Annotated in this window: 20 protein-coding genes and 1 other RNA gene; 16 read left to right on the top strand and 5 right to left on the bottom strand. The window is 65.1% G+C overall.

Going from position 1 to position 22,015, the window contains the following annotated elements; translation table 11 throughout:
• Positions 1-47: 47 nt before the first annotated feature.
• From rho to QM685_RS19165, 3 genes are all read right to left on the bottom strand, one after another.
• Positions 48-1,316, bottom strand: coding sequence for a transcription termination factor Rho (gene rho / locus QM685_RS19175; protein WP_415118166.1), 1,269 nt, complete (start codon positions 1,314-1,316; stop codon positions 48-50).
• A 274-nt stretch (positions 1,317-1,590) separates the two neighbouring features.
• A complete protein-coding gene (trxA, locus tag QM685_RS19170; protein ID WP_013089343.1) occupies positions 1,591-1,917 on the bottom strand; it encodes a thioredoxin TrxA in 327 nt (108 codons plus the stop codon).
• Between the two features lie 12 nt (positions 1,918-1,929).
• Entirely contained in the window at positions 1,930-2,241 is a 312-nt protein-coding gene (locus tag QM685_RS19165; protein WP_415118164.1) for a hypothetical protein, read from the bottom strand.
• A gap of 162 nt (positions 2,242-2,403) precedes the next feature.
• Here QM685_RS19165 and ffs point away from each other — a divergent pair.
• The 8 genes from ffs to QM685_RS19125 all read left to right on the top strand — a co-directional run bounded on the left by ffs (position 2,404) and on the right by QM685_RS19125 (position 10,835).
• Positions 2,404-2,502, top strand: an RNA gene (ffs, locus tag QM685_RS19160) — signal recognition particle sRNA small type.
• A gap of 218 nt (positions 2,503-2,720) precedes the next feature.
• On the top strand, positions 2,721-5,276 hold the full coding sequence (locus QM685_RS19155; RefSeq protein WP_415118162.1) for a DNA polymerase III subunit gamma/tau: 2,556 nt from the start codon (positions 2,721-2,723) through the stop codon (positions 5,274-5,276).
• A 78-nt stretch (positions 5,277-5,354) separates the two neighbouring features.
• A complete protein-coding gene (locus QM685_RS19150) occupies positions 5,355-5,681 on the top strand; it encodes a YbaB/EbfC family nucleoid-associated protein (protein WP_008923976.1) in 327 nt (108 codons plus the stop codon).
• 216 nt (positions 5,682-5,897) lie between these two features.
• Positions 5,898-6,494: a recombination mediator RecR gene (gene recR / locus QM685_RS19145; protein ID WP_008923977.1), complete on the top strand. Its 597-nt coding sequence runs from the start codon at positions 5,898-5,900 to the stop codon at positions 6,492-6,494.
• Between the two features lie 127 nt (positions 6,495-6,621).
• Positions 6,622-7,863, top strand: a complete 1,242-nt coding sequence (locus QM685_RS19140; protein ID WP_415118159.1) for a CaiB/BaiF CoA transferase family protein — start codon at positions 6,622-6,624, stop codon at positions 7,861-7,863.
• Between the two features lie 112 nt (positions 7,864-7,975).
• Positions 7,976-9,013, top strand: coding sequence for an ABC transporter substrate-binding protein (locus QM685_RS19135; RefSeq protein ID WP_415118157.1), 1,038 nt, complete (start codon positions 7,976-7,978; stop codon positions 9,011-9,013).
• 112 nt (positions 9,014-9,125) lie between these two features.
• Entirely contained in the window at positions 9,126-9,938 is an 813-nt protein-coding gene (locus QM685_RS19130) for an ABC transporter ATP-binding protein (RefSeq protein WP_415118155.1), read from the top strand.
• Between the two features lie 72 nt (positions 9,939-10,010).
• On the top strand, positions 10,011-10,835 hold the full coding sequence (locus QM685_RS19125) for an ABC transporter permease (RefSeq protein ID WP_415118153.1): 825 nt from the start codon (positions 10,011-10,013) through the stop codon (positions 10,833-10,835).
• Positions 10,836-10,946: 111 nt separating this feature from the next.
• On the opposite strand, the gene QM685_RS19120 is transcribed toward QM685_RS19125, so the two are convergent.
• Complete coding sequence (locus QM685_RS19120) at positions 10,947-11,921, bottom strand: NADPH:quinone oxidoreductase family protein (RefSeq protein WP_415118151.1); 975 nt, start codon at positions 11,919-11,921, stop codon at positions 10,947-10,949.
• A 277-nt stretch (positions 11,922-12,198) separates the two neighbouring features.
• Between QM685_RS19120 and surE the strand changes: the two genes are divergently transcribed.
• The 6 genes from surE to rlmD all read left to right on the top strand — a co-directional run bounded on the left by surE (position 12,199) and on the right by rlmD (position 18,591).
• Positions 12,199-12,957 carry a 5'/3'-nucleotidase SurE gene (gene surE / locus QM685_RS19115; protein WP_415118149.1) on the top strand — a complete coding sequence of 253 codons (759 nt, stop codon included), beginning with the start codon at positions 12,199-12,201 and terminating at the stop codon, positions 12,955-12,957.
• The gene (locus tag QM685_RS19110) at positions 12,954-14,165 is read left to right on the top strand and encodes a protein-L-isoaspartate(D-aspartate) O-methyltransferase (protein WP_415118147.1); all 1,212 of its coding nucleotides are present in this window, start codon (positions 12,954-12,956) and stop codon (positions 14,163-14,165) included. Before surE ends, QM685_RS19110 begins: the two co-directional genes overlap by 4 nt.
• A gap of 5 nt (positions 14,166-14,170) precedes the next feature.
• Positions 14,171-15,142 (top strand): peptidoglycan DD-metalloendopeptidase family protein, encoded by a 972-nt coding sequence (locus QM685_RS19105; RefSeq protein ID WP_415118145.1) that lies wholly within the window; start codon positions 14,171-14,173, stop codon positions 15,140-15,142.
• A gap of 11 nt (positions 15,143-15,153) precedes the next feature.
• On the top strand, positions 15,154-16,242 hold the full coding sequence (rpoS, locus tag QM685_RS19100) for an RNA polymerase sigma factor RpoS (RefSeq protein WP_415118143.1): 1,089 nt from the start codon (positions 15,154-15,156) through the stop codon (positions 16,240-16,242).
• Positions 16,243-16,246: 4 nt separating this feature from the next.
• Positions 16,247-17,023 (top strand): 3'-5' exonuclease, encoded by a 777-nt coding sequence (locus QM685_RS19095; RefSeq protein WP_415118141.1) that lies wholly within the window; start codon positions 16,247-16,249, stop codon positions 17,021-17,023.
• A gap of 152 nt (positions 17,024-17,175) precedes the next feature.
• Complete coding sequence (gene rlmD / locus QM685_RS19090; RefSeq protein ID WP_415118139.1) at positions 17,176-18,591, top strand: 23S rRNA (uracil(1939)-C(5))-methyltransferase RlmD; 1,416 nt, start codon at positions 17,176-17,178, stop codon at positions 18,589-18,591.
• 111 nt (positions 18,592-18,702) lie between these two features.
• On the opposite strand, the gene QM685_RS19085 is transcribed toward rlmD, so the two are convergent.
• Entirely contained in the window at positions 18,703-19,563 is an 861-nt protein-coding gene (locus tag QM685_RS19085) for an outer membrane protein assembly factor BamD (RefSeq protein WP_415118137.1), read from the bottom strand.
• Between the two features lie 38 nt (positions 19,564-19,601).
• Between QM685_RS19085 and QM685_RS19080 the strand changes: the two genes are divergently transcribed.
• Both QM685_RS19080 and pgeF read left to right on the top strand, forming a co-directional pair.
• Positions 19,602-20,882 carry an RluA family pseudouridine synthase gene (locus QM685_RS19080; RefSeq protein WP_415118135.1) on the top strand — a complete coding sequence of 427 codons (1,281 nt, stop codon included), beginning with the start codon at positions 19,602-19,604 and terminating at the stop codon, positions 20,880-20,882.
• The gene (gene pgeF, locus QM685_RS19075; RefSeq protein ID WP_415118133.1) at positions 20,879-21,742 is read left to right on the top strand and encodes a peptidoglycan editing factor PgeF; all 864 of its coding nucleotides are present in this window, start codon (positions 20,879-20,881) and stop codon (positions 21,740-21,742) included. Before QM685_RS19080 ends, pgeF begins: the two co-directional genes overlap by 4 nt.
• Positions 21,743-22,015: the final 273 nt, after the last annotated feature.

Below are 22,015 nucleotides of genomic sequence, written 5' to 3'. Positions count from 1 at the left end.
CAATTCGTACAGCGATTGGCCGATGCGGCCAACGCCAGCGTCACGCGTTAGCTGCCGCCGCCACGACGCATCATGTCGAAGAACTCGGAGTTGCTCTTCGTCTGACGGATCTTGTCGAGCAGGAATTCCATCGATTCGACTTCGTCCATGTCGTGGATGAATTTGCGCAGTACCCAGATTTTCTGCAGCACTTCGGGCTTGATCAGCAGTTCTTCGCGGCGCGTGCCCGACTTGTTCAGGTTGATCGACGGGTAGACACGCTTCTCGGCAAGACGGCGTTCGAGATGCACTTCCATGTTGCCGGTGCCCTTGAACTCTTCGTAGATCACATCGTCCATGCGGCTGCCGGTTTCGATCAGCGCGGTGCCGATGATGGTGAGCGATCCGCCTTCCTCGATGTTGCGCGCCGCGCCGAAGAAGCGCTTCGGACGCTGCAATGCGTTCGCATCGACACCACCGGTCAGCACCTTGCCCGAAGCAGGCACGACGGTGTTGTAGGCGCGCGCGAGACGCGTGATCGAATCGAGCAGAATGACGACGTCGTTCTTCATTTCGACGAGGCGCTTGGCCTTCTCGATCACCATTTCGGCGACCTGCACGTGACGCGCGGCGGGTTCGTCGAACGTCGAGGCGATCACTTCGCCGGCCACCGAGCGCTGCATTTCCGTCACTTCTTCCGGGCGTTCGTCGATCAGCAACACGAACAGCTTGATGTCCGGATGGTTCTGTTTGATCGCGTGGGCGATGTGCTGAAGCATCACGGTCTTGCCCGACTTCGGCGATGCGACGAGCAGGCCGCGCTGGCCCTTGCCGATCGGCGCAATCATGTCGATGATGCGGCCCGTGACGTTTTCTTCGCCGCGCATTTCACGTTCGAGCAGCAGCACCTTGTTCGGGTGCAGCGGCGTCAGGTTTTCGAACATGATCTTGTGCTTCGAGGCCTCCGGCGGCTGGCCGTTGACCTTGTCGACCTTCACCAGCGCGAAATAGCGCTCGCCGTCTTTCGGCGTGCGCACTTCGCCTTCGATCGTGTCACCCGTATGCAGATTGAAACGGCGGATTTGCGACGGGCTGATGTAAATGTCGTCCGTGCTGGCGAGGTAGGAGGTCTCCGGCGAACGCAGGAAACCGAAGCCGTCCGGCAGCACTTCGAGTGTGCCGTCGCCGAAGATCGTGTCGCCCGCTTTGGCTCGTTTTTTTAGAATGGCGAACATCAGTTCCTGCTTGCGCAGGCGGTTCGCACTTTCGATCTCGAGGCCATTGGCCATCTCGATCAATTGGGACACGTGCAGAGTCTTAAGCTCGGATAAATGCATACGGAGAACCCGCAGGAGAAGGTGCGACGAAATGGAATCTGGGAGGAGGGTGAGCGGAACGCTCAAAGACTTACACGTCTTTTCGACGTTTTGCGGATTCTAGCATAGCACACGCCAATTTCCGTCAGTGCGGCGGCATGGCATCTTTGTCGTCAAGCGTGTTGCCGGCTGACAACACGCTTCTTTGGTGAGCGCGGCTGTTTTGCCCAGCCTGCTGCGCTCGATCTCACGCGCTTGCGGATTGGTTCGAATCCACAAGCACCGCGGCGGGGTATTACAGGTTGCCGTCGAGGAACGCGGTGAGTTGCGACTTCGACAATGCGCCGACTTTCTGCGCGGCGACAGCGCCGTTCTTGAAAAGGATCAGCGTGGGGATGCCGCGCACGCCAAACTTGACCGGTGTCGACTGATGCTCATCGACATTGATTTTCGCGACTTGCAGGCGATCCGCATAATCCTTCGCGACTTCGTCGAGGATCGGCGCGATCATCTTGCACGGGCCGCACCATTCGGCCCAGAAATCGAGCAACACGGGTTTATCGGATTTCACGACGTCCTGTTCGAACGATGCGTCGCTAATATGCTTGATTTGTTCGCTCATTTATGAATACCTCTATCGGTTCGAGGCCCGCCTGAATTGCTCGCCACGATACATCAAAAACGGGGAAATTTCCGTTCGTTTTGCCGCATCCGGAGTCTTGCCGATCATGTCCGCGAAAATCCATAAAAGCGCCGGATTTTCATGAAATACGCGGAAAGGCTCCCGTTCGCGGGTCATCCAACTGGCAGTGTAGCTTAATTCGCTATGCGTTGCCGATGGGCGATAGTACTCGGCAGGGCAGTGGGGCCAATGGCTGCACGTGAAGCGCCGGCCGGTTCCTGTCACGTCGGGATATCGCGATGGAGCGTAATTGGTGGCGGCCATGGCGAACTCAAGTGACGCGCGGACGTGGCCACGGAACGTTCGTCTGTCTATATAGATATGAAGAAGACGGGAAGTGGCGCAGGGTGCCCGAGTGGGCGTGTCGATCGGGTTTGCTCGTATTAACAGTCGCGCGATCAGGCGGGCGATGATAGAATCCTTCGTGACGGGCCTCCTCGCATGGAGGGATGGTCAACCTGGTCAGGTCGGGAACGAAGCAGCCACAGCCGTTTTCCACCAGTGCCGAGGGTCGGGCTCGTCACCTTCCTTTTTTCTTCGCGGTTTCCTGCAATTACTCCCAGCTTCCGCATTCGTCGTTCGTCGTGTTCCTCCGGAACATTGTCGCGGCGGTATCGTGCGCGCCCGATCCGTTATTAGCCGAACTTTGTGTCGTTCCGTCAGCTTGCTCCGGCAAAGCAGCATGCGTTCGCGCGCCATCCCGATTCGGTTTTTGGCGCCATTGTTACTGATACAATTTCCAGATGACCTATCAAGTTCTCGCACGCAAATGGCGGCCGAAGGATTTCGCTTCGCTCGTCGGACAGGAGCACGTGGTGCGCGCGCTCACCCATGCGCTCGACGGCGGCCGTCTGCACCATGCGTATCTGTTTACAGGCACGCGCGGCGTCGGCAAGACCACGCTGTCGCGCATCTTCGCCAAGGCACTGAACTGCGAGACCGGCGTGACCTCGACGCCGTGCGGCGTCTGTCGTGCGTGCCGGGAGATCGACGAAGGGCGCTTCGTCGATTACGTCGAGATGGACGCGGCGAGCAATCGCGGCGTCGATGAAATGGCCGCGCTGCTCGAGCGCGCGGTATATGCGCCGGTCGACGCGCGCTTCAAGGTCTACATGATCGACGAAGTGCACATGCTCACGAACCACGCCTTCAACGCGATGCTGAAGACGCTGGAAGAGCCGCCGCCGCACGTCAAGTTCATTCTCGCGACGACCGATCCGCAGAAGATTCCGGTCACGGTGCTGTCGCGCTGTCTGCAGTTCAATCTGAAACAGATGCCGGCCGGCCATATCGTGTCGCACCTCGAGCGCATTCTCGGCGAAGAGAACGTGCCGTTCGACGCGCAGGCGCTGCGTCTGCTCGCGCGCGCGGCCGACGGCTCGATGCGCGATGCGCTATCGCTGACCGATCAGGCGATCGCCTATTCGGCAAACCAGGTCAGCGAGGATGCGGTGCGCGGCATGCTCGGCGCGCTCGATCAAAGCTATCTGATCCGGCTGCTCGACGCGCTCGCGCAGGGAGACGGCGCCGCGGTGCTGGCGGTTGCCGACGAGATGGCGCTGCGCAGCCTGTCGTTTTCGACGGCGCTGCAGGATCTGGCGAGCCTGCTGCATCGAATCGCGTGGGCGCAGTTCGCGCCGTCGTCGGTGCTCGACGAATGGCCGGAGGCGGCCGATCTGCGCCGCTTCGCCGACACGCTGAGCGCCGAACAGGTGCAACTGTTCTATCAGATTACGACGATCGGCCGAAGCGAGCTGGGTCTCGCGCCCGATGAATACGCCGTTTACACCATGACGCGGCGGCGCCTGCGCGCGTTCGCGCGGGCGCCTCGGGGCGGCGCCGCGACGGGGGCTGGGTCGCAGACCGGCGCATCCGGTGCCGCGGCGAAGCGCTCCGGCGCGCCGACGGTCGCTGCGTTGCGCGCGCCGTCGGGGTCGGCGGCAACAGCGACGGCAACGGCCGCGCCGCTGCCGCCTCTCGCGAGCGGGCGCGACGCGGTGCATGCCGCCGCGCAACCTGTTGCCGATGTCGGTGCCGATGCTGTGCAAGACAAGGCGACGCCGGGATCTCTCGATGTCGGAGCCGCAAGCGTCAGCGAACCGGCGCAGGCAGTGGGCGATGATACGAAGCCGGTGAGCGCCGCTGCCAATGCGCCGCCTGCCGCTGCCGTGGAGCGCCCGTTGGCTCCCTGGGAAGACGCGCCTGTTAGTGAGGGCGCCGCCGTTGCAGGCGGGAACGCGCTTTCCTCGAACGAAAACGCCGATACCGCACTCGCGACCGCGCCGGATTCACCCGCAACCGCCGCGCTCGCGAGCGCGGAGCAAGCCGCCGAATCGCCGGGAGAAGAGCCGGAGCAGCTGCCGCAAGCCGCACCGATACCAGCCCAGGCCGATCCCGCGCCCCGCCGGACAAGCGGTGCGAGCGCCGCACTCAACGTGTTGCGCAACGCCGGCCAGAAAGTGTCCTCCGACCGTGGCCGCGCGAATGCAACGGCAGCCGCGAATCCGGCGGCGGCCGCCACCCCGAAACCCGCGGCGCCGCGCGTGGTCGTCCCGGTCCCGACGCCCGGTGCATCCCGCCGCGCGCCGCAAGAAACCGCTGACGCCGCCGCGCGGCCATCCCCCGCGCGGAGCGCGGACAGCGGCTCACAACAGGACGGCTCGTCCATCCCGCCCTGGGACGACATGCCGCCCGACGACTACATGCCGCTTTCCGCCGCGGACGACGGCTACTTCGGCCCGCCGGACGACAACTTCGTGCCGGTATTCGACCACGGTCCCGACGACGTCCGCATGGGTGGGCCCGCCGCCACGGCAGCCAGGGCCGCCGCGCCCGCGCCGGCCGTCGACACACGCCCGCTGCCGCCCGCCGTGCCGCTCGATCCGCTCGGCTTCACCGGCGACTGGCCCGCGCTTGCCGTCGATCTGCCGTTGAAGGGCATTTCGTATCAGCTTGCGTTCAACAGCGAACTGATGGCGCTCGAAGGCAGCACGCTGAAGCTGAACGTGCCGGTGCCGCAATACGCGGAAGCATCGCAGGTCGCTAAACTGAAGGCGGCGCTCGTCGAACGGCTCGGCCAGAACGTCGACGTGCAGGTCGAGGTCGGCCCGGCGCGCCGCACCGCCGCCGCGCACGACGCCGCGCTGCGCGCGCGGCGCCAGCAGGAAGCCGAGCGCGAGATCAGCGCCGATCCGTTCGTACAGTCGCTGATTCGCGAGTTCGGCGCGACTATCGTGCAGGGCTCGATCCGCCCGATTACCCTGGACGCCGCCCCGAACGGTGCGTCGCCGGCCCACTGATCCACCGGTTCGCGGCGGCGTCCCAGCACGGCGCCGGAATCCCAGATTTCACGCTATCCAGATAGAAGGAGCACGTCCATGATGAAAGGCCAACTCGCCGGGCTGATGAAGCAAGCCCAGCAGATGCAGGAAAACATGAAGAAGATGCAGGAGCAACTCGCGCAGATCGAAGTCGAGGGGCAGTCGGGCGCCGGTCTCGTCAAGGTGACGATGACCTGCAAGAACGACGTGCGCCGCGTGTCGATCGACCCGAGCCTGCTCGCCGACGACAAGGACATGCTCGAAGATCTCGTCGCCGCCGCGTTCAACGACGCGGTGCGCAAGGCCGAGGCGACCGCCCAGGAAAAGATGGGCGGCATGACCGCGGGTCTGCCGCTGCCGCCGGGCTTCAAGCTGCCGTTCTGAGCCTGCTGTAGCGAGGGCGAACGCCGCGGCGCTTATCGCCGCGGTGTGAACGGCAATGCTGGACGCACCCGCGACGCGCACAGGCCGAAGCACCGAAAGCACCGAAGAAAGTGCAGGCCAGACGCGAAAGCGCCGCAACCGTGTCAAAACACGGCTCGAATGTTGCTATGCCCCGATCTGCCCACCCGAGCCCCATCCACTTCGACGCCGATCCGCATGAAACAACCCTCCGCCCTGTCGGCGCTCGTCGAAGCGCTGCGCGCGCTGCCCGGTGTCGGGCCCAAGTCCGCGCAACGCATGGCGTATCACCTGATGCAGCACGATCGCGAAGGTGCCGAAAAGCTCGGCCGCTCGCTGCTGTTCGCCACCGAGCATCTGCGCCATTGCGAAAAGTGCAACACATTTACCGAAGCGCAGATCTGCGAGGTCTGCCTCGACGAGGAGCGCGATCCGTCGCTGCTGTGCGTCGTCGAAACGCCGGCCGACCAGATCATGCTCGAACAGACGATGACCTATCGCGGTCTCTATTTCGTGCTGATGGGCCGGCTCAGTCCGCTCGACGGCATCGGCCCGAAGGAGATCCATTTCGACCGGCTCGTGAAGCGCGCGTCGGACGGCGTCGTCAAGGAAGTCGTGCTCGCCACCAATTTCACCAACGAAGGCGAGGCCACCGCGCATTACCTCGGGCAGACGCTCAAGGCGCGCGGGCTCACGGTCACGCGTCTCGCGCGCGGCGTACCGGTGGGCGGCGAACTCGAGTACGTCGACGCGGGCACGATCGCGCGCGCGATGCTCGATCGCCGTTCGATGTAGCGCGGGTAGCGTTTGTCGTGATTTATTGTGCGTCGTGCGCGGGCCGCGCGTCGCTGCGCGCGCGAGCATGCCGGAGCGCCGCACGGCCAGACCGTCATCAGTACCAGAACCAGAATAGAGGAGACTCATGAGCGCCACCCCCGAATCAGGCGCGAGCGCCGCGCCGCAAGACGCACGCGGCCCGCTCGCCGGCGTCAAGGTGCTAGAGCTCGGCACGCTGATCGCCGGGCCGTTCGCCGCGCGTTTTCTCGGCGAATTCGGCGCCGACGTCATCAAGATCGAAGACCCCAAGGGCGGCGATCCGCTGCGCAAATGGCGCAAGCTGTATCCGGAAGTCGGCGGCACGTCGCTGTGGTGGGCCGTGCAGGCGCGCAACAAGAAATCCGTCACGATCAATCTGAAGGCCGAGGAAGGCAAGGAGATCGTGCGGCGCCTCGCGAAGGAGGCGGATATCGTCGTCGAGAACTTCCGCCCGGGCCTGCTCGAGAAACTGGGTCTTGGCTATGACGTGCTGTCGGCCGAAAACCCCGGCCTCGTGATGGTGCGTCTGTCCGGCTATGGGCAAACGGGACCGTATCGCGACCGGCCCGGTTTCGGCGCGATCGCCGAATCGATGGGCGGCCTGCGCCATATCACCGGCTATCCGGATCTGCCGCCGCCGCGCATCGGCATTTCGATCGGCGATTCGATCGCCGCGCTGCACGGCGTGATCGGCGCGCTGATGGCGCTGCATCACAGGCAGGTGAACGGCGGCAACGGGCAGGTCGTCGACGTCGCGCTGTACGAGGCCGTCTTCAACATGATGGAAAGCGTGGTGCCCGAGTACGGCGTGTACGGCATGGTGCGCGAGCGCACCGGCGCGTCGCTGCCGGGCATCGTGCCCTCGAATACGTATCCGTGCCGCGACGGCAGCATCGTGATCGGCGGCAATAGCGATCCGATTTTCAGGCGCCTGATGATCGCGATCAAACGCGACGATCTCGCGAACGATCCGGCGCTCGCGCACAACGACGGCCGTGTGCCGCGTACGCGGGAAATCGACGCCGCGATCGCCGCATGGCTTTCCACGCGTACGATCGACGAAGCGCTCGCGGTGCTGAACGCGGCCGACGTGCCGGTGGGCCGCATCTACAGCGTCGCGGACATGTTCACCGATCCGCAGTACCTCGCGCGGCAGATGATCCAGCGCTTCAAGTGGCAGGACGGCAAGGAAATTACGCTGCCCGGCGTCACGCCGAAACTCTCGGCGACGCCGGGCGAGACCCGCTGGCTGGGGCCCGAACTGGGTGAACATACCGATGAAGTCCTTCAATCACTAGGTTATGATGCTGACGGCATCGCAAGGTTGCACGCGCAACAGATAGTCTGACGCGCGAGCCGCGCCGCGCGATGGGCAGAAAAGCGCCGTGCACGAACGTAGTGCAACAGCGCAAAACGGGCGCCAAAAAAGCCGGACCACAAAAATCTGGAGACGACAGACCATGCAACGCAGAACCTTCCTTGCCGGCGGCGCCGCGCTCGCGGGCGCCACGCTGGCGGCCACGCCGTTCGCTTTCGCGCAGGGCAAACCCGAGACCACCAGAGTCGCGATCGCGGTCGGCGGCAAGAACCTGTTCTACTACCTGCCGCTCACGATTGCCGAGCGGCGCAATTACTTCAAGGACGAAGGCCTCGAGGTCGACATTTCCGATTTCGCCGGCGGCTCGCAGGCGCTGAAAGCCGCGGTGGGCGGCAGCGCGGACGTGGTTTCCGGCGCGTTCGAACACACGCTGCTGTTGCAGGCGCAAAAGCAGTTTTTCCGCGAATTCGTGTTGCAGGGACGCGCGCCGCAGATCGTGCTCGCGGTGTCGAAGAAGACCGTGCCGAACTACAAGTCGATCGCCGATCTGAAGGGCAAAAAGATCGGCGTGACCGCGCCGGGTTCGTCGACGTCGATCATGGCGAGCTTCGTGCTCGCGAAAGCCGGCCTCAGTCCGAAGGATGTCGCGTTCATCGGCGTGGGCGCGGGCGCCGGCGCGATTGCCGCGCTGCAGTCCGGGCAGATCGATGCGATCGCCAATCTCGATCCGGTCGTGACGCGCCTCGAGCGCGCGGGCGACGTGCGCGTCGTGTCGGATACGCGCACGCTCGCCGACACGCACAGCGTGTTCGGCGGCGACATGCCGGCGGGCTGCCTGTACGCGTCGCAGGCGTTCATCACGAAGAACCCGAACACCACGCAGGCACTCACCAATGCGATGGTGCGCGCGCTCAAGTGGCTGCAGAACGCGAGCGGCAGCGAGCTGATCAACACGGTGCCGGAGAGCTATCTGCTCGGCGACCGCGCGCTCTATCTCGACGCGTGGCAGCACGTGCGTGAAGCGATGTCGCCCGACGGCATGATGCCCGCGGACGGTCCCGCGACCTCGCTGAAGACGCTGAAGGCCTTCGATCCGGTCATCCAGAACGCGCAGATCGATCTGTCGAAGACGTGGACCAACGACTTCGTGAAGAAGGCGCTGGCGACCGTCAAGGCATAAACATGGCGGCGCGGCGGCGCATCGGGCAGGACGCCGACAAAGGCAACATGTCGCGTCCGTTCCAGTCGCCGCCGCCATTCCCCCGAATCCGATTCCCGAAGCGAGCCGAACGATGACCGTTGCAGCCCTGGCGCTCGAAAACATCACCTGCACGTTCACCGCGCGCGACAACCGCTCGCAGCGCTACACGGCGGTCCAGGACACGACGCTGCGCATCGAGCCGGGCGAGTTCGTGTCGGTGGTCGGTCCGACCGGCTGCGGCAAGTCCACGCTGCTGAACGTCGGCGCGGGTCTGCTGCAACCGTCGGCGGGCACGGTCAGCGTGTTCGGCGAGCCGCTCACTGGCCTGAATCGCCGCGCGGGCTACATGTTCCAGGCCGATGCGTTGATGCCGTGGCGCTCGGCGCTCGATAACGTGATGGCCGGGCTGTCGTTTCACGGCGTGCCGACCGCCGACGCGCGCGCGCGAGCGGAAGAGTGGTTGAAGCGCGTCGGCCTGGGCGGCTTCGGCGACCGCTATCCGCATCAGCTCTCGGGCGGCATGCGCAAGCGCGTCGCGATGGCGCAGACGCTGATTCTCGATCCCGACATCATTCTGATGGACGAGCCGTTTTCGGCGCTGGACATTCAAACGCGTCAACTGATGGAAAACGAACTGCTCGATCTGTGGGCCGCGAGGCGCAAGGCGGTGCTGTTCATCACGCACGATCTGGATGAGGCGATCGCGATGTCGGATCGGGTGGTCGTGCTGTCGGCGGGACCGGGCACGCATCCGATCGGCGAATTCCGGATCGATTTGCCGCGTCCGCGCGACGTCGCCGAAATCCGCTCGCATGCCCGTTTCGTCGAATTGCATGCGCAGATCTGGAGCGTATTGCGCGATGAAGTGCTCAAGGGTTATCAGCAGCAACTGACCGCTGTTTAAGCGTGCCGCGCATCGACGCATGCGCATGAAAAAAGAAGACGCGTTCAATCATCGTCCAAGGCAAACCAAGTCATGTGGAAGACGTTGCGCCCGAGCCGGGCGAATCTGGTGATCTGGCAATGGCTGCTGCTCGTGCTGTGCTTCGTGCTCTGGTACGTGCTGACCAGCCCGACGCTGCTGCCGCCGTTCTATTTCGATGACCCGAACAAGGCCGCGTTCTTCTTCGGCGAGCCGCAAAAGGTGTTGCAGCGGATCTGGGAATGGTTCACGGGCGGCGAGATCTATCTGCATCTGTGGGTCACGCTCGTCGAGACCGTGCTCGCGTTCGTGTTCGGCACCGCGATCGGGCTCGGCATCGGCCTGTGGCTCGCGCTCGCGCCGCTCGCGAGCGCGCTGTTCGATCCGTACGTGAAGGCCGCGAACTCGATGCCGCGCGTGATTCTCGCGCCGATCTTCGGCGTGTGGTTCGGTCTCGGTATCTGGTCGAAGGTCGCGCTCGGCGTCACGCTCGTGTTCTTTATCGTGTTCTTCAACGTCTATCAGGGCGTGAAGGAAGTCAGCCCGGTCGTGCTCGCGAATGCGCGGATGCTCGGCGCGAACCGCAAGCAGTTGCTGCGCTTCGTCTATTTGCCGAGCGCGATGAGCTGGGTGTTTTCGAGCCTGCATACGTCGGTGGGCCTCGCGTTCGTCGGCTCGGTGGTGGGCGAGTATCTGGGCTCGGCGCGCGGCGTCGGCTATCTGATCCTGCAGGCCGAAGGCACGTTCGATATCAACACCGTGTTCGCGGGGATTCTGGTGCTGACCGCGTTCGCGCTGATTCTCGACGCGATTGTCGGAATGGCGGAGCGGCGTTTGATGAAATGGCAGCCGCGCAGCGGGGATACCGAGAAGCTGTGAGTGTTGTTTGCTGGTTACGCGGCGCCCGCTCACGTCGCATCAAGCGCGAACCTCCATCACGAACGGCGCGAAGTCTGAAAACAGCTTTCAGGCTTCCCGCCGTTTTTGCGATCAAGGCGTAATCACGACCTTGCCGATCACGCGGCGCTCGGCCATGTCGCGCAATGCGCGGCCGGTGTCGTCGAGCGAATAACGCGCGGACACGTAGGGCTTCAGCTTGCCTTCGCGAATCCATCCGACCATCTGGTCGAACGCCGCGTGATTGCGCCGCGGTTCGCGCTTCGCAAAGTCCCCCCAGAACACGCCGACCACGCTCGCGCCCTTGAGCAGCATCAGATTGAGCGGCAGCTTCGGAATCTCGCCGTTCGCGAAGCCGACGACCAGATAGCGCCCGCGCCAGCCGATGCTGCGAAACGCCGGTTCCGCGTACACGCCGCCGACCGGGTCGTAGATCACGTCGGGACCCTGGCCGTCGGTGAGCGCCTTGATGCGTTCGCGCAGATCTTCGGTGCTGTAGTTGATCGTCGCATCGGCGCCGTGCTTCACGCAGGTCGCGAGCTTTTCGTCGCTCGATGCCGCCGCGATCACGCGCGCGCCGAGCGCCTTGCCGATCTCGACCGCGGCGAGTCCGACGCCGCCGGCCGCGCCGAGCACGAGCATCGTTTCGCCGGCCTGCAACGCGCCGCGGTCGACCACCGCGTGATGCGACGTGCCGTACGCGAGCGTGAACGCGGCCGCGAGTTCGAACGGCACGTCGTCTTCGAGCGGCACGCAGGCCGAAGCGGGCGCGAGCGCCTGTTCGGCGAAGCCGCCCGAACCGGTGAACGCGGCCACGCGCGAGCCCGGCTTGAACTGCGTGACGCCCGCGCCGACCGCGCGCACGATACCCGCCGCTTCCGACCCCGGTGTGAACGGCAGCGGCGGCTTGAACTGGTATTTGTTCTCGATGATCAGCACGTCCGGAAAATTGACCGCCGCCGCCTTCACGTCGATAACGACATGGCCAGGCGGCGGTTCGAGGTCCGGCAGGTTTTCGACGATCAGGCTCTCGGGCGGCCCATATTGCTTGCAGCGAATCGCGCGCATCGTGTCTCCATTCGTTCAGGGTTCGCAACGTTTTCGAGTGTAAAGCAATCAGAACGACCGTGCGATTTGTTGCAGTGCGTGTTGCGGTGCGCATTGCAACATACCTGGTGCCGCGGAGTGCACCGCACAGCGCGAGGCGCGCGCATGATGCAGGTTCATCGACGACTCGCACGCATCTTCGCGCGAAAAACGCCTGTGCGCACGCACCGCGTGCCTGGCGCGCGGGCGCGCCGGCGGCGTCGTTCGCGTGCCATCTTTCCTCGGTTACAATCGGCGCATGCGAATCCTACTCAGCAATGACGACGGTTATCTGGCGCCTGGCCTGGCCGCGCTCTACGAAGCGCTCAAGCCGATCGCGGACGTCACCGTGATGGCTCCCGAACAGAACTGCAGCGCCGCGTCGAACTCCCTGACGCTGTCGCGGCCGCTGTCGGTTCTGCGTTCCGCCAGCGGTTTCTATTATGTGAACGGCACGCCGACCGACTCGGTGCACATCGCGCTGACCGGCATGCTCGATCACACGCCGGATCTCGTCGTGTCCGGCATCAACAACGGCCAGAACATGGGCGACGACACGCTGTACTCCGGCACCGTCGCGGCCGCCACCGAAGGCATCATGTTCGGCGTGCCGGCAATCGCGTTTTCGCTCGTCGATAAAGACTGGGTGCATCTCGAAGACGCGGCCCGCGTCGCCGCCGAAATCGTCTCGCATTATCTCGAGCGGCCGTTGCCAGGGCATCCGCTGCTGAATGTCAATATTCCCAACCTGCCATACGAACAGTTGCGCGACTGGCGGATTACGCGCCTCGGCAAACGGCATCCGTCGCAGCCGGTGATCCGGCAGACCAACCCGCGCGGCGAGCCGATCTACTGGATCGGCGCGTCGGGCAGCGCGCGCGACGCAAGCGAAGGCACGGACTTTCACGCGGTCGCCAACGGCGCCGTGTCGATCACACCGCTGCAGCTCGATCTGACCTACACGCAAATGCTGCCCGCGGCGCGCGACTGGCTGCGTGCCGGCAGCGGCGCTTCATGACCAGCGAGCGCGCGAAGCGCTTTCCGCTCGGTCTCGAGGACCTGGTGCGCGAGCCGCGCCGGCCCGAAGGACGTCCGGGTGAAATGCGCGCGGCGGCGCTCGCCGCGAGCGCGGCGCTGAATACGCGCCAGCAGCCGACCAGACCGACGCAGGGCGGCGCGACGGGCCGGGCGCAGGCGAGGGTGTCCGCCGCCGGGCAGAACGCGCCGGCGCCACGATCCCAGGTGATTCCCCAGGCGAAGGCCCAGAACGGAGCCGCGAACGGGGCGTTGGGCGGCGCAATGCCGCCGAAGCCGCAGGCCGCGCCGGTCGCGAGAACATCGGCGACATCGGTGAATACGCCGGCCGGCACGTTGGCGCGGCAACTTGTCAAGCAGGCGTCGAAGCCGTCAGTCAAGCCGCCGGTCAAATCGATCAAGTCCGCGACGCAGGCACCTGGCCAGAGCACGCGCGCTGCGTCATCGCAGCAGACCGCCAAGCCCGCGCCTCGCGCTGGTGACCGCGCCACCGCGCCGAACGCCGCGCCGAGCGGATCCATGGTCGGCGCGATGAACAGCGCATTGGCGCTGACCTCGGAACGGGTTCGCGAACGGATGGTCGAACGCCTGCGTGCCAATGGCGTGACTGATCAGCGCGTGCTGAACGCGATGGCGGCGGTGCCGCGCCACCTGTTCGTCGACCCGGGCCTCGCGGCCCAGGCCTACGAAGATGCGGCGTTGCCGATCGGTCATCACCAGACGATCTCCAAGCCCTCGGTGGTCGCGCGGATGATCGAACTGGCGGCGGCCGGCCGCGAGCTGAACAACGTGCTCGAGATCGGCACCGGCTGCGGTTATCAGGCAGCGGTTCTGAGCCGGGTCGCGCGCGAGGTTTACTCGATCGAACGCATCAAGCCGCTGTCCGAGCGCGCGAAGACGAATTTGCGGCCGTTGCGCATTCCGAATATCCGGCTGCACTACGGCGACGGGCGGATCGGTTTGCCGTCGGCGGCGCCGTTCGACGCGATCGTGATCGCGGCCGCCGGGCTCGACGTGCCGCAGGCGCTGCTCGAGCAGCTCGCGATCGGCGGACGTCTGGTTGCACCGGTCGGCTCGCAGGAAGGACAAAGCCAGGTGCTGACGCTGGTCGAGCGCGTCGGGCCCGCGCAGTGGCGTGAGTCGCAGCTTGATCGCGTTTTCTTTGTACCCTTAAAATCCGGAGTGATTTGACACCGATGAGTATGTTGCGCGCGATGCAGAGAACCACCCCGAATTCCCCAATGACCGTAACCCAGCGCAGCGTGTGCGTGCTCGCCTTGTCCCTGTTGATGACGGCTTGTGCCTCCCGGCTCGACCAGGCGCCCGTCGTCGACCTCTCCGGCGGCGGCACGCTTGCTACCGCGCCTGGCGCGGCGTCGCAACCGGCCGTGCCGCTCGGCCCGCCGCCTCCCGGCTACTATCGCGTGAAGCCGGGCGACACGCTGTACCGGATTGCGCTCGAGAACGGACAGAATTACCGCGATATTTCGGCGTGGAACAATCTGACCAACCCGAACCAGATCGAAGTCGACCAGTTGCTGCGCGTCGTGCCGCCCGGCGCGAACGGCGCGGCGATGACGCCGGGCGTGGCAACCGCGCCGATTGGCAGCAGCGGGACGGTGCAAAGCGCGCCACTGAACAACAACGCGCCGGCCACGGTCGGCGCCGCGATGCCGCCGCTGTACGGCGCGGCCCCGAACGGCACCGCGGCAAACAGCACTGCGGCAAACAGCGCGGCGGCGAACGGCGCGGCGCCGGTCAACCCGGCCGCGACGAACGACACGGGCAGCGCCGCGGCGGGCAACGTCGCGTTCGCATGGCCGGTGCGCGGCCCGCTGCTCAACACGTTCAATGACACCACCAACAAGGGTGTCAATATTGGCGGCTCGGTGGGCGAGGCGGTAAAAGCCTCGGCGGATGGCCGGGTCGTCTATGCCGGAAATGGGCTGCGTGGTTACGGCAATCTCATTATCATCAAGCATGATGCAACTTATCTCACCGCGTATGCACACAACCGTACTTTGATGGTAAAAGAGGGGGACGCGGTGACAAAAGGACAGAAAATCGCCGAGATGGGCAATAGCGATTCCGACCGCGTGATGTTGCATTTCGAAGTTCGCCGGCAGGGCAAACCTGTCGACCCACTGAAGTATTTGCCGCCGCAATAAGCGATACGATCATGCCGAAATCGAAGCGCCGCCCGCCGCAAGCCGAGTCTGAGAAGATCAGCGAAGCCACGTCCGCCGCAGTGGACGAAAGCGGCGCTTCGGAAGTGGAAGAAGAGATCGTGGAGGAGCGCGATCTCGACGAACGCCAGGGCAGCCTCGAAGAGGGCGATGCCGCCGAGGCGCGCGAAAGCGGCGGCGACGCGGTGCCCGACGCCGACGATTTTCGCGCGCTGCTGCAGGCCGAGCTCACGGCCGACACAATCCAGCACTATCTGAACCGTATCAGCGTGAAGCCGCTGCTCACCGTCGAGGAAGAGCAGAAATATTCGCGTCTTGCCAAGGCCGGCGAGTTCGAAGCGCGCCAGGTGATGATCGAGCGCAACCTGCGGCTCGTCGTCAGCATCGCGAAGGGTTATCTGAATCGCGGCGTGCCGCTGCTCGATCTGATCGAGGAGGGCAACCTCGGCCTCATGCATGCCATCGAGAAATTCGATCCGACGCGCGGCTTCCGTTTTTCGACTTACGCGACGTGGTGGATTCGCCAGAGCATCGAGCGCGCGATCATGAATCAGGCGCGTACCGTGCGCCTGCCCGTGCACGTGATCCGCGAGCTCAACCAGGTGCTGCGCGCGAAACGCCATCTCGAGAAGAACTCGATGAATTCCGGCGAAGCGGCCGAGCGCCGCGATGCGAGCATCGACGACATCGCCTATCTGACCGGTAAGACTACCGACGAAGTCACCGACATCCTCGCGCTGAACGAGCACACCGCGTCGCTCGATGCGCCGCTCGATCTCGATCCGGCGAGCAGCCTTCTCGATCTGCTGTCCGACGACCAGAGCCAGTCGCCCGACGCCGAAGTGCAGCACCGCGAGCTCGAAACGCTGACACGCGCATGGCTCGCGCGTCTGTCGGACAAGCACCGCCATGTGATCGAGCGCCGCTTCGGGCTCAACCACATCGAGCCCGCCACGCTCGAGGAGCTGGCCGACGAAATGGGCCTCACGCGCGAGCGGGTGCGCCAGATCCAACAGGAAGCACTCGTGCGGCTCAAGCGCTTCTTCGCCTCGAACGGTGTTCGCAAGGACGCCGTTCTATAACCCGATGACACCGATTCTTGTATTCGACATCGAGACGATTCCCGATGTTGCCGGCATCCGCCGTCTTGAGGATTTGCCCACGTCGATGAGCGACGCCGAAGTCGCCGAGCACGCGTTCGCCGCGCGCCGCGAAAAAACCGGCGGCGATTTTCTGCCGCATCATCTGCAACGGGTCGCGGCAATTTCCTGCGTGTTCCGCGACAACAACGGCTTTCGCGTGCGCTCGCTCGGCACGCCCGAGGACGGCGAGGCAGCACTCATTCAGTCGTTCTACCGCGTGATCGAGAAGTACACGCCGCAGCTCGTGTCGTGGAACGGCGGCGGCTTCGATCTGCCGGTGCTCAACTACCGCGCGCTCGTCAACGGCATTCCCGCGTACCGTTTCTGGGACCTCGGCGAGGACGACCGCGATTTCAAGTGGAACAACTACATCAGCCGCTACCACGCGCGCCACACCGACCTGATGGACGTGCTCGCGATGTACCAGGCGCGCGCCAACGCGCCGCTCGACGCGCTCGCGAAGATGTGCGGCTTTCCGGGCAAGATGGGCATGGACGGCAGCCAGGTGTGGCAGGCGTTCCAGCAAGGGCGCATCGAGGAAATCCGCAACTACTGCGAGACCGACGTCGTCAATACGTACCTGCTGTATTGCCGCTTCCAGTTGATGCGCGGCGGGTTTTCGCCGTCGGAGTATGCTGACGAGATCAATCTGGTGAAGAACGCGCTCGCGCTCGAAACCGCGCCGCAATGGGCCGAGTATCTGGCGGCGTTCGCGCAGTGAGTCCGCACGCTGAATACTGAGTACTGAGTTCGCGCGGTCATTCGAGCGCTGATCTCCGAGGCGGGTGCAACCGGTCCGCGCCCGATCGCGGGCAAGCCCGGTGCTTCGTCTACAATCTCGCCTTTCCCCCACGGTCTGTCAGGAAGTCGCAGGTGTCCCGAACCGCCCCCCATCGTCGCTCGCCGAAGCGTCATAAGCCCGCTCCGGCGCCGGCGCTCGTCATCACCGGCAACGAGCCGGTCATCGAAATCGTTTCGCTCGATATGGAAGCGCGCGGCGTGGGCCGCACGGAGAGCGAGGACGGTACGCCAGGCAAGGTGGTTTTCGTCGAAGGCGCGCTGCCGGGCGAGCGTGTCAGCTATTCGACGCATCGCAGCAAGCCGAAATTCGAGCAGGCCGAAGTCGTTCAGGTGTTCCGCGAAAGCGTGCTCCGCACGACGCCGAAGTGCAGCTATTTCAATATCTGCGGCGGCTGCTCGATGCAGCACCTCGAGATGCGCGCGCAGGTCGCCGTCAAGCAGCGCGTGCTCGAAGACAATCTGCGGCATCTCGCGAAGCTGCGCCCTGAAACGGTGTTCCGGCCGATTCACGGGCCGTCCTGGGGCTATCGCTATCGCGCGCGCCTCGCGGTGCGCTATCTGCCGGAGCGGGGCGGCATGCGCATCGGCTTTCACGAGAAGAAGAGCAGCTATATCGCCGACATGAAAACCTGCGAGGTGCTGCCGCCGCATGTATCGGCGATGCTGATGCCGCTGCGCTTCATGGTCCGCAAGCTGTCGATCTACGATCGCATGCCGCAGCTCGAGCTCGCGGTCGGCTCGTCGGTCACGGCGCTCGTGGTACGCAATCTCGAGCCGCTCACCGCCGCGGACGAACAGGTGCTGCGCGAGTTCGCCGACGAGCACAAGGTGCAGTTCTGGGTCCAGCCAGGCGGCCCGGACACGGTCACGCCGCTTTATCCGCTCGACGCGCAGCTCGATTACACGCTGCCCGAATACGGCATTCGCATGCCGTTCAAGCCGACCGATTTCACGCAGGTCAATCACGCGATCAACCGTGTGCTGGTGAGTCGCGCATTGCGGCTGCTTGCGCCGGCGCGTACGGACCGCGTGCTCGATCTGTTCTGCGGGATCGGCAATTTCACGCTGCCGCTCGCGCGGATCGCGCGGGAAGTGGTCGGCATCGAGGGCAGCGAGGTGTTGACCCAGCGCGCGCTCGCCAATGCGCAGTTGAACGGTGTCGCGGGGCATACGTCGTTCGCGTGCCGCAATCTGTTCGAAGTCAGCGCCGACGACCTGCGCGCGCTCGGCCACTTCGACAGGTTCCTGATCGATCCGCCGCGCGAAGGCGCGCTTGCCGTCGCGAAGGCGCTCGCGGAGATCGCGCAGAGCGGCAACGGCGCGCTGCCGAAGCGCATCGTCTACGTGTCGTGCGCGCCGGCGACGCTCGCGCGCGACGCGGGCCTGCTCGTGCACGAGGCCGGCTACCGGCTGGTGGGCGCGGGCGTCGTCAACATGTTCCCGCATACGTCGCACGTGGAGTCGATCGCGTTGTTCGAGCGGGATTGAGTCCGGTGCGCGGCTGACAAATTGCGCACAAACGAAAACGCCACGACCGGGGTCGTGGCGTTTTCGTTTTCAGCGGGTTGTCTCAGCGCTCAGCCGATGAGCAGCGGTGCATCAGAACTGCCACCAGGATTTGGCCGTGCCGGGCCGTGCGTGGCCAGTGACGTACGGGCTGTCGGGGAAGGTGCCGGCCAGCACGCGGCGCGTGTCGTCGGCGAGCTGCTGGTTGTTCAGCTTTTCGTACGACAGGATCATGATGTGCAGCGCGTCTTCGATCGCCGGCGCGTTCTTGTATTCACGCAACGCCAGTTGGGCGCGGTTGATCGCGGCGACATAGGCGCCGCGGCGATAGTAGTAGTCCGCCGCGTGGACTTCGTGCGACGCGAGCGCGTTGACGATGTAGCGCATGCGTTGCGCGGCGTCCGGCGCGTACTTGCTGTTCGGGAAGCGGTCCACCACGACCTTGAACGCGTCATACGACTCGCGCAGCGACTTCGGATCGCGCTCGCTCATGTCCTGACCGGAAAAGCGGCCGAACAGGCCGAGGTCGTCGTTGAAGTGGATCATGCCCTTCAGGTAGTACGCGTAGGCGATGTCCGGGTGATCCGGATGCAACTGGATGAAGCGGTCGACTGCCTGGTCGGCGGCGGCGTTTTCGTTGTCTTTCCAGTTGCAGTACGCGACGTTGATCTGGGCCTGCTGAGCGAAGTGGCCGAACGGGTCGCGGCCTTCGAGCATTTCGAAATATTTCGCGCACTTGCCGAAGTCACCACCGCTCAGGGCGTCGTTCGCCTCCGTATATAATTTGTTGTTATTCCACGTTGCCGTTTCGTCGGTCTTCTCCGGCAGGCCGTGGCAAGCCGCGACAGCGACGATGGCCGCGGCGCACGCGATGTATCCGGCCACTTTCCGGGCCGCCTTCTTGATGGCCGCCAAATTGATCGCCGCTTCAGTGATGGTGTTCAAGGCTCGCATTTTCCAGTCTAGCTTTACGTCCAGGTGACCCAGACTCAATGACCCGCTCAAATACTCCAGGCACCGCAGGCGCCCGGAATAGCAACGAAGATTATAGCGTAAGCGCCGAGCCCGCCGACGCGTTGGGCGTCGATTCCCTCGACGACGATTTCGGCGGCGACGCGCTTGCCGAAAGCGGCGCGCAACGCGCCGCGGCCACGCCGGCGACCGTGCCGGGGAGGGCGGCCTACGAGGCGCCGCGCAGCGTCGTCGTGCCCGACGAGCTGGCGGGCGAGCGGCTCGACAAGGTGCTTGCGAAGGTATTCCCGGAGTTCTCGCGCAGCCGTCTGCAAAGCTGGATCGAGGCGCAACGGGTGCGCGTCGACGGCAAGCCGGCGAAGATCCGCCAGCCGGTGCCGCTCGGCGCGACCATCGAGCTCGTGCCCGACCTGCTGCCCGAGCAGCTTGCGTTTACGCCCGAGCCGGTGCCGCTCGACGTCGTCTACGAAGACGACACGCTCGTCGTCATCAACAAGCCGGCCGGCATGGTCGTGCATCCGGCAGCCGGCAACTGGAGCGGCACCGTGCTGAACGGTCTGCTGCATCGTTATGGCGAGGCCGCGGCAGGGCTGCCGCGCGCGGGCATCGTGCACCGGCTCGACAAGGAAACCTCCGGGCTCATGGTGGTCGCGCGCACCCTCGAAGCACAGACCGATCTCGTGCGCCAGTTGCAGGCGCGTACGGTGAAGCGGCGTTATCTCGCGCTCGTGTGGGGCAATATGCCCGACGAAGGCACGATCGACGCGCCGATCGGCCGCGATCCGCGCGAGCGTACCCGCATGGCGGTGGTGACGGGCGCGGCAGGCAAGCCGGCGCGCACGCATTTCCGGCGTGTCAGGGCGGCGATCTGGCAGCGTCAGCCGGTCACGGCAATCCACTGCGATCTCGAGACCGGCCGCACCCATCAGATTCGCGTGCACTGCGCGCACATCGGGCATCCGCTGCTCGGCGACCCTGTCTACGGACGCGCGCGCGGCAAGCGCTCGGTCACGCCGCTGCCGGGCGGCTTCGCGCGGCAAGCGCTGCACGCGTGGCGGCTCGGGCTGATTCATCCGGAAACCGGCCGCTCGATGCAATGGCGCGCCGACGTGCCGGCCGATATCGAGGCGCTGTCGGTGGCGCTCGGTCTCGCGCATGACGATGCGGGCGAGTTCGGCGACGCGTACGACGAGTACGAAGACGAGAACTACGACGCATCGCTCGACGACGCTGATTACGATGAAGCCGACGACACCGACGACGACACCCTCGCCGGTCACGAAGACGAGGATCACGCATGAGCACGAATTTGCCGGAGCTGAATTTTGCCGATGTCGTGCAACCCGCATGGAACGTGTCGCCGCGCGTGCACGCGCTCGTGACCACGCGCAACGGCGGCGTCAGCGACGCGCCGTTCGGCCGCTGGCACGATGGCGTGGATCATCCCGGCGGCCTCAATCTGGGTATGAAAACCGGTGACGATCCGGCCGTCGTCGCGAGCAACCGCGCGCGGCTGCTCGGGCTGGCCGGCGTTCGCGACGCCGCATGGCTCGAGCAGATTCACGGCGCCGGCATCGTGCGGGCGGAGGACGCGCTCGCGCATTTGCGCGAACAGGGCAGGCCGACGCGCGCCGATGCGAGTGTCACCGATCGCGCGGGCATCGCGTGCGTCGTGATGGTCGCCGATTGCATGCCGGTGCTGTTGTGCGACGAAGCGGGCCGCGCGGTCGGCGCCGCGCATGCCGGTTGGCGGGGCCTTGCGGCGGGCATCGTCGAGCAGACCGCGCAGCGTGTCGCCGCGCTCGCGGGCGTGGAGGCGAGCGCGCTGCATGCGTATCTCGGACCGTCGATCGGGCCCGGCGCATTCGAAGTCGGCTCTGACGTGCTCGACGCGTTTATGGACGGCGTCGAGGGCGCGCAACGCGACGCGACCGCGCATGCCTTCGTCGCGCACCCGTCGAATCCCGGTAAATATCTCGCCGATCTGCCGGCACTCGCGCGCTTGCGCCTGCAACGGCTCGGCGTGACGCGCGTGAGCGGCGGCGATCTGTGCACGGTCACGCTGCGCGAGCGTTTCTATTCGTATCGCCGCGATCGCGACACCGGCCGCATGGCCGCGCTGATCTGGCTCGACGATCAGGCGCAGACGCTCGCCGATTGACGGGCGCAGCGCGTGCTCGCATCTTCATACGATTGATTGCAAATCGAACGATGTGGGTTTTCCGTTCCATGGAAAAACGCGCATGAAGTTTCGTGCGCGGTTTCGGTCGAAAACGCCGCCGTTTGCGGGACTTCACGGGACTTCACGAGCGCGCGCGCGTGCGCATCCACGAACCCGCGCGCTCAGCCGGCCACGCCGGGCATTTTTGCTGCGCTGCCGGAGGGCCGCCGTCCGCGCAAACTAATGCCCGCAGGTGTGCGGGGCCCACGTATG

The sequence above is a fragment of the Paraburkholderia sp. genome, assembly GCF_047605525.1.
GTDB lineage: Bacteria > Pseudomonadota > Gammaproteobacteria > Burkholderiales > Burkholderiaceae > Paraburkholderia.
Note: the sequence above shows the minus strand (reverse complement) of the source record. Positions and strands in the feature narration are given on the sequence as shown.